Here is a 5,192-nt window from a genome sequence, read left to right as displayed (position 1 = left end):
TTTTAGGTGATGGGCAACGGTTATTGATCTCAGAGTTGGTGGTTGATAAAAACCAGCATATTTTACGCACTAAGGGGCAATGGCAAGAAGGCCTAACGCAGCTCAGCGGCGAGCTTAACAGCGAGGATATTGGCGCTTTATTTAATGAGTTTGATTTAACCACGGCAATTAAAGATTCCAAAGCAGAAATTAACTATGAGCTAGCTTGGCAAGGGGCACCGTATGCGTTAGATGTGGCGAGCCTATCGGGTAATATTGGTTGGCGCTTAGGTGAAGGACATTTAACGGAAGTGAGTGATGGTGGAGCACGGGTGTTTTCGTTGCTGAGCCTAGATTCGTTGCTGCGCAAACTAAAACTTGATTTTAGAGATGTGTTTTCTAAAGGCTTTTTTTATAACAGCCTACAAGGCTCGATGCAGTTAAATAACGGCATTGCCTACACCGCAGACACTAAAATGGATGGTGTGCCAGCAGATTTAACCATTAAAGGCTATAGCGATTTAAATACCTTAGCGATCAACTACGATCTGGCTGTTGCGCCGCAGGTAACCTCGAGTATTCCAATTTTAGTTGCCTGGATGGTTAACCCCGTTACAGGGCTTGCGGCCTTAGCAATTGATAAAGTGATTCATTCGGCGCGGGTTATATCTGAAATTAACTTTAAGGTAACCGGTACAATGAACGACCCCATAGTGCAAGAGCTCGACAGAAAGAGCCGCGAAGTGACTATTCCCCAGGCGACTAACAACCCGCCTTCAGCCGCGGCTAAGCAACCACTTAACAATAGCGATGTAAACGCGAGCAATGAGTAACTCCGCGCCTAACATAGTGGCACTACAAATGTGCTCAGGGGTCTCTGCCGAGGAAAATATGCAGGCGTTAACGCAGGCGTTGCACACCTTGCCTACGGCACGGCCGTTGCTAGTGTGTTTACCGGAAGCGTTTTTAGTGTTTAGCAACAACGGCGCCGCTACCCTTGCGATGGCAAAGCACAGTAAATATTACCAGCAGCAGTTAAGCGCACTGTGTATACAGCATCAAATTTGGCTTAGCGCTGGCACTATGCCTGAGCCTGCCCAAAATAATAAATATTATGCCGCTTCGCACTTATTTAACAGCCAAGGTGAGCTGCTAGCCAGTTACAATAAAATACATTTATTTGATGTGACCGTGGCTGATACCACCGCCAGTTACCGCGAATCAGAGTTTACGCAAGCAGGCAGTGATGTGGTGGTGGTCGACTCACCATTTGGTAAAATTGGTTTATCAGTATGTTATGATGTGCGCTTCAGTAGCTTGTATACGGCACTGGCGCGCCAAGGCGCAGAAATCATTTTAGTACCCAGCGCATTTACCGTGGTCACGGGGCAAGCGCATTGGCAGCCGTTATTAACGGCTCGCGCCATAGAAACACAGTGTTATGTGGTGGCAGCAGCGCAGCAGGGTACACATCAAAATGGGCGTCAGACTTATGGTCACAGTTTAATTATTTCACCTTGGGGTGAAACCTTGTGTGAACTGCCAGCGGGCATAGGCTTTATTAGCGCCACAGCAGATTTAACGCAATTACACAAAATTCGACGGGATATGCCAGTGCAGTCTCATCAACGATTTAGAGAGCATTTATTATGAATACGGTTGAACAGCATTTATTACACGACAGCCAGCTAAATCGAGAAGAACTCGAAAAAACGCTCGCCTACATTCATCAGCATAAAGTGGATTATGCCGATTTATACTTTCAATCGAGCCATCATGAGTCATGGGTACTGGAAGATGGTTTAGTCAAAGAAGGCTCATACAATGTTGAGCGTGGCGTGGGTGTACGTGCCGTTAGTGGTGAAAAAACCGGGTTTTCGTACTCAGATGCAATAAACCTAGAAGCGTTAAATAAAGCCGCTACCGCGGCACGTAGTATTGCCGATGCGGGCGAAAATAAAACCATTCAAGTGTTTAGTGATGTCGCTGCAAAACAACAATTTGCACCGCACCAGCCAATCGCGAGTATGAGCGACACTGATAAAGTCAATTTACTGCGCGAACTGGAAAACTATATTCGTGAACTTGCCCCCGATGCCGAGCAAGTTATTAGCTCAATGTCGGCGGTATACGAAGAGGTGTTAATTGCCGCTAGCGACGGCACCTTTGCCACCGATATTCGCCCGCTTATTCGCTTAAACTGCTCGGTATTATTAGCCAAAAATGGTCGCCGTGAACGCGGTGGTGCCGGGGGTGGCGCACGTTTAGATTACGGTTACTTTAAAGAGCTGGTAAACGGTAAACCGCGCTGGATGGAATTTGCCGAAGAAGCGGTACGCCAAGCTAAAGTTAACTTAGAGGCTATAGATGCGCCTGCAGGTACCATGGAAGTGGTACTTGGCAATGGTTGGCCTGGCGTACTGTTACACGAAGCAGTCGGGCATGGCTTAGAGGGCGACTTTAACCGTAAAGGGGCGTCCGCGTTTAGCGGTAAAGTAGGGCAACAAGTGGCGTCTGAGCTATGTACGGTAGTGGATGATGGCACCATGGCAAACCGCCGTGGTTCACTTAATGTGGATGATGAAGGCACGCCTGCGGCATATAATGTGCTGATAGAAAACGGTATCTTAAAAGGCTACATGCAAGATAAAATGAATGCGCGGCTGATGGGGGTAAATCCTACTGGTAACGCACGTCGTGAATCGTACGCCCACTTACCTATGCCTCGCATGACTAACACCTATATGTTAGGCGGCGAGCACAGCCAAGCCGATATCATCAGCAGTGTGAAAAAGGGCGTGTTTGCCCCTAACTTTGGTGGCGGGCAAGTAGATATTACCTCAGGTAAATTTGTCTTTAGTGCCTCAGAAGCTTATTTAATTGAAAACGGTAAAATTACTCAACCTATCAAAGGCGCGACCCTGATTGGTAATGGCCCTGAGGTGATGCAGCAGATCTCTATGGTGGGTAACGATCTCGCGCTTGATAAAGGCGTGGGGGTATGTGGTAAAGACAGTCAAAGTGTGCCGGTAGGCGTGGGTCAACCTAGTCTGAAAATAGATAACCTTACCGTAGGCGGTACGGCGTAAGCAATAACACTTGCTTGGCATAGCTAAAAAGAGCAGCTGGCAGTGCCTTGACTAAAGGCGTGCAATGCTGCTCTTTAGTTTATATAGCGCGGTTTTACAGCTCAGTTAAAGCCGTGTGTTGCTGAGTAACGGCTTTTCTACATAGCAAAACAAGCTCAACGGCCGCGATAAAGATTAACGCATAACCAAGCGTTTCTATCCCTTCTTCAATAATGTTTTTTACCACCCGCATGTAGTTTTCTCCCATTACAGAGTGCCAAAACTCGCCTTTACCCATGATGCGTGAAAACGCCAATAACGTGACCACTCCCGATAAGCAAATGCCGTAGCTAGGCGTGCGAGCGTAGGCGGTTAAGGAGCTATACACCGTTCCTCGATGTCGAATTAGGTAACCGGCTGTCAATGCTAAAATAGCATACACAATACTTTGCCAAGCACCATCAAACACGTATAAGTCGAGGTAACTATCAAACTCTCTGACAAACATCAGTGCCGATAACGTAGCCAATAACAGTGCTGCTATTTTTAGCTGGGCATTAATGCGAGAGGCGTAACAAAACAACACGCAACTTAAAAGCGTAAAGCCTTCTTGCATATGCTCAGTGAGGGTGTGCTCGCTATAGAGTGCCTGTTGCTTTAAGGCAAAGCCTTCGAGTTGGATTAAATAAGCCACACTCGCTAGAAATAGCAGGTAAATAAATGATCGTAGTAAAAACATAACAAAGCTCAAGGGTTCACAATGCGCAAGATTTTAATGCTAATAAACCTGCAAAGCTATGTCATCATACCCATTTCAGAGTATTTATATTTTTAAAAAATTTCATTGTTAAAATAAGGGGTTAGATGTATTTTTAGTGTGTTGTTATGTTTATATGTTGCTGCAATATGCATTGGCTAAGTAAACTCATATTGCATCACTGAGTGCCTGTTTTATAGTCTAAAGCAGATCCACGTAGCGGGTGCTGCTCAGCTTTCAAGCGGGCTTTTTTGGGCTTCGTTGTACCACAACTCCATAAAGCATTCAGTTAACTTATGCTCTATTTCAAGTGCTTTATCGGTAGGGCAAAAGAGCGTAAAGCTGGCTTTAAACTCACCCAGCTCGGTGGTGCCAAAATGTATTTCTGGAGTGGGGCCTGAGATTTTGGCATCCAGTTTTCTTTCAATAATGGCATTATAGCGGCTGGCCACTTCGGCAAATTCTTCACAATAGAGCCGTGCTCTATCATTTAATGTTTGGTAAATGGGGTACGGGTTAAAGCTTTCTTTACGAATGATATTAAAATGATGTGTGGCGAAGCGTTTAACAAAGTTTAAGTTTTTTATCGGGCTGGTAATTAACTTATTATTAGGAATGTAGATTGTTTTTCGAGAAAACTGATAGGTACGCATGTCAATTTCATGCATGGTTGTTTTGATCCAATTAGTTTCGGCTATTTCACCAAAGTAATCGCCCACTTGTACCCAGTCACCCACTCTAAAGGGGCGGGTGGTGACTAAGTAAAAAAAGCCGATAACACATTGAATAAATTCGCGGGTGGCCAGCACAATCGCCACAGCAAAAGCGGCTATCGAGAGCGCAAAGTTTTGAATTTCGGTAGACCAAACAAACAGCAGTAATAACACCATCACAAAATTAATAAAGTGCTTAATGTTATGTGCGATATAGCGAATGTCTTTTTCTTTTTTTTCGGCGCGATACTTTGCTAGTTTATCAACGATTAACTTTAAGCTAAATGCAATACTAAGCACAACTAAGGAGATTAAAACCGGGTGTAATAGCAGTATGTCTTTGAGCATAAATACCTAATAATTGAAAAATTAATAACAATAACAGCAGAGCATACTAGCTAAATTTTGCGTATTTAACCACGCAAGCTAAGCAATAAAATCGCTTAATTTTGCTCGGCGGCAAAAACAACAGCTAAAAAAAACCTTGCGGTTTTCAGCGCAAGGTTTCAATTTATACTCGAAGCTTACCTCATAGTAACAAACTCTTCCGAGCCGGTAGGGTGAATAGCCACTACCGCATCAAAATCAGCTTTAGTGGCGCCCATTTTCATGGCGACGGCAAATCCTTGGATCATTTCATCAACAGTAAAACCAATACCGTGCAGACCCACTACT

The 5,192-nt window shown here is 44.7% G+C and carries 5 protein-coding genes and 1 pseudogene; 3 read left to right on the top strand and 3 right to left on the bottom strand.

Annotated elements, in window-relative coordinates:
- The 3 genes from ABYB02_RS14335 to tldD all read left to right on the top strand — a co-directional run.
- Positions 1 to 812, top strand: an 812-nt coding sequence (locus ABYB02_RS14335; RefSeq protein WP_372763093.1) for an AsmA-like C-terminal region-containing protein, incomplete at its 5' end; no start/stop codon positions are given.
- Positions 805 to 1,632, top strand: coding sequence for a carbon-nitrogen hydrolase family protein (locus ABYB02_RS14330; RefSeq protein ID WP_372763092.1), 828 nt, complete (start codon positions 805 to 807; stop codon positions 1,630 to 1,632). The genes ABYB02_RS14335 and ABYB02_RS14330, both read left to right, overlap by 8 nt.
- The gene (tldD, locus tag ABYB02_RS14325) at positions 1,629 to 3,068 is read left to right on the top strand and encodes a metalloprotease TldD (RefSeq protein ID WP_372763091.1); all 1,440 of its coding nucleotides are present in this window, start codon (positions 1,629 to 1,631) and stop codon (positions 3,066 to 3,068) included. The genes ABYB02_RS14330 and tldD overlap by 4 nt, the downstream gene beginning before the upstream one ends.
- 94 nt (positions 3,069 to 3,162) lie before the next feature.
- On the opposite strand, the gene ABYB02_RS14320 is transcribed toward tldD, so the two are convergent.
- From ABYB02_RS14320 to ABYB02_RS14310, 3 genes and pseudogenes are all read right to left on the bottom strand, one after another.
- The gene (locus ABYB02_RS14320; protein ID WP_372763090.1) at positions 3,163 to 3,786 is read right to left on the bottom strand and encodes a hypothetical protein; all 624 of its coding nucleotides are present in this window, start codon (positions 3,784 to 3,786) and stop codon (positions 3,163 to 3,165) included.
- A 248-nt stretch (positions 3,787 to 4,034) separates the two neighbouring features.
- A complete protein-coding gene (locus ABYB02_RS14315; protein WP_372763089.1) occupies positions 4,035 to 4,865 on the bottom strand; it encodes a mechanosensitive ion channel family protein in 831 nt (276 codons plus the stop codon).
- Positions 4,866 to 5,041: 176 nt separating this feature from the next.
- Positions 5,042 to 5,192 (bottom strand): annotated as a pseudogene (locus tag ABYB02_RS14310) (glutathione-disulfide reductase); the annotation flags it as partial.

Source organism: Pseudoalteromonas sp. (assembly GCF_041613455.1).
Taxonomy (GTDB): Bacteria; Pseudomonadota; Gammaproteobacteria; order Enterobacterales; family Alteromonadaceae; genus Pseudoalteromonas.
The sequence above is the reverse complement of the archived record's forward strand: the minus strand, read 5'-3'. Positions and strand labels throughout refer to the sequence as shown.

What these genes read in the sequence shown, in the direction of transcription:
- ABYB02_RS14320 (WP_372763090.1), bottom strand. Translation starts at nt 3,786, where the DNA reads ATGTTTTTACTACGATCATTTATTTACCTGCTATTTCTAGCGAGTGTG.
- ABYB02_RS14330 (WP_372763092.1), top strand. Translation starts at nt 805, where the DNA reads ATGAGTAACTCCGCGCCTAACATAGTGGCACTACAAATGTGCTCAGGG.
- ABYB02_RS14315 (WP_372763089.1), bottom strand. Translation starts at nt 4,865, where the DNA reads ATGCTCAAAGACATACTGCTATTACACCCGGTTTTAATCTCCTTAGTT.
- tldD (WP_372763091.1), top strand. Translation starts at nt 1,629, where the DNA reads ATGAATACGGTTGAACAGCATTTATTACACGACAGCCAGCTAAATCGA.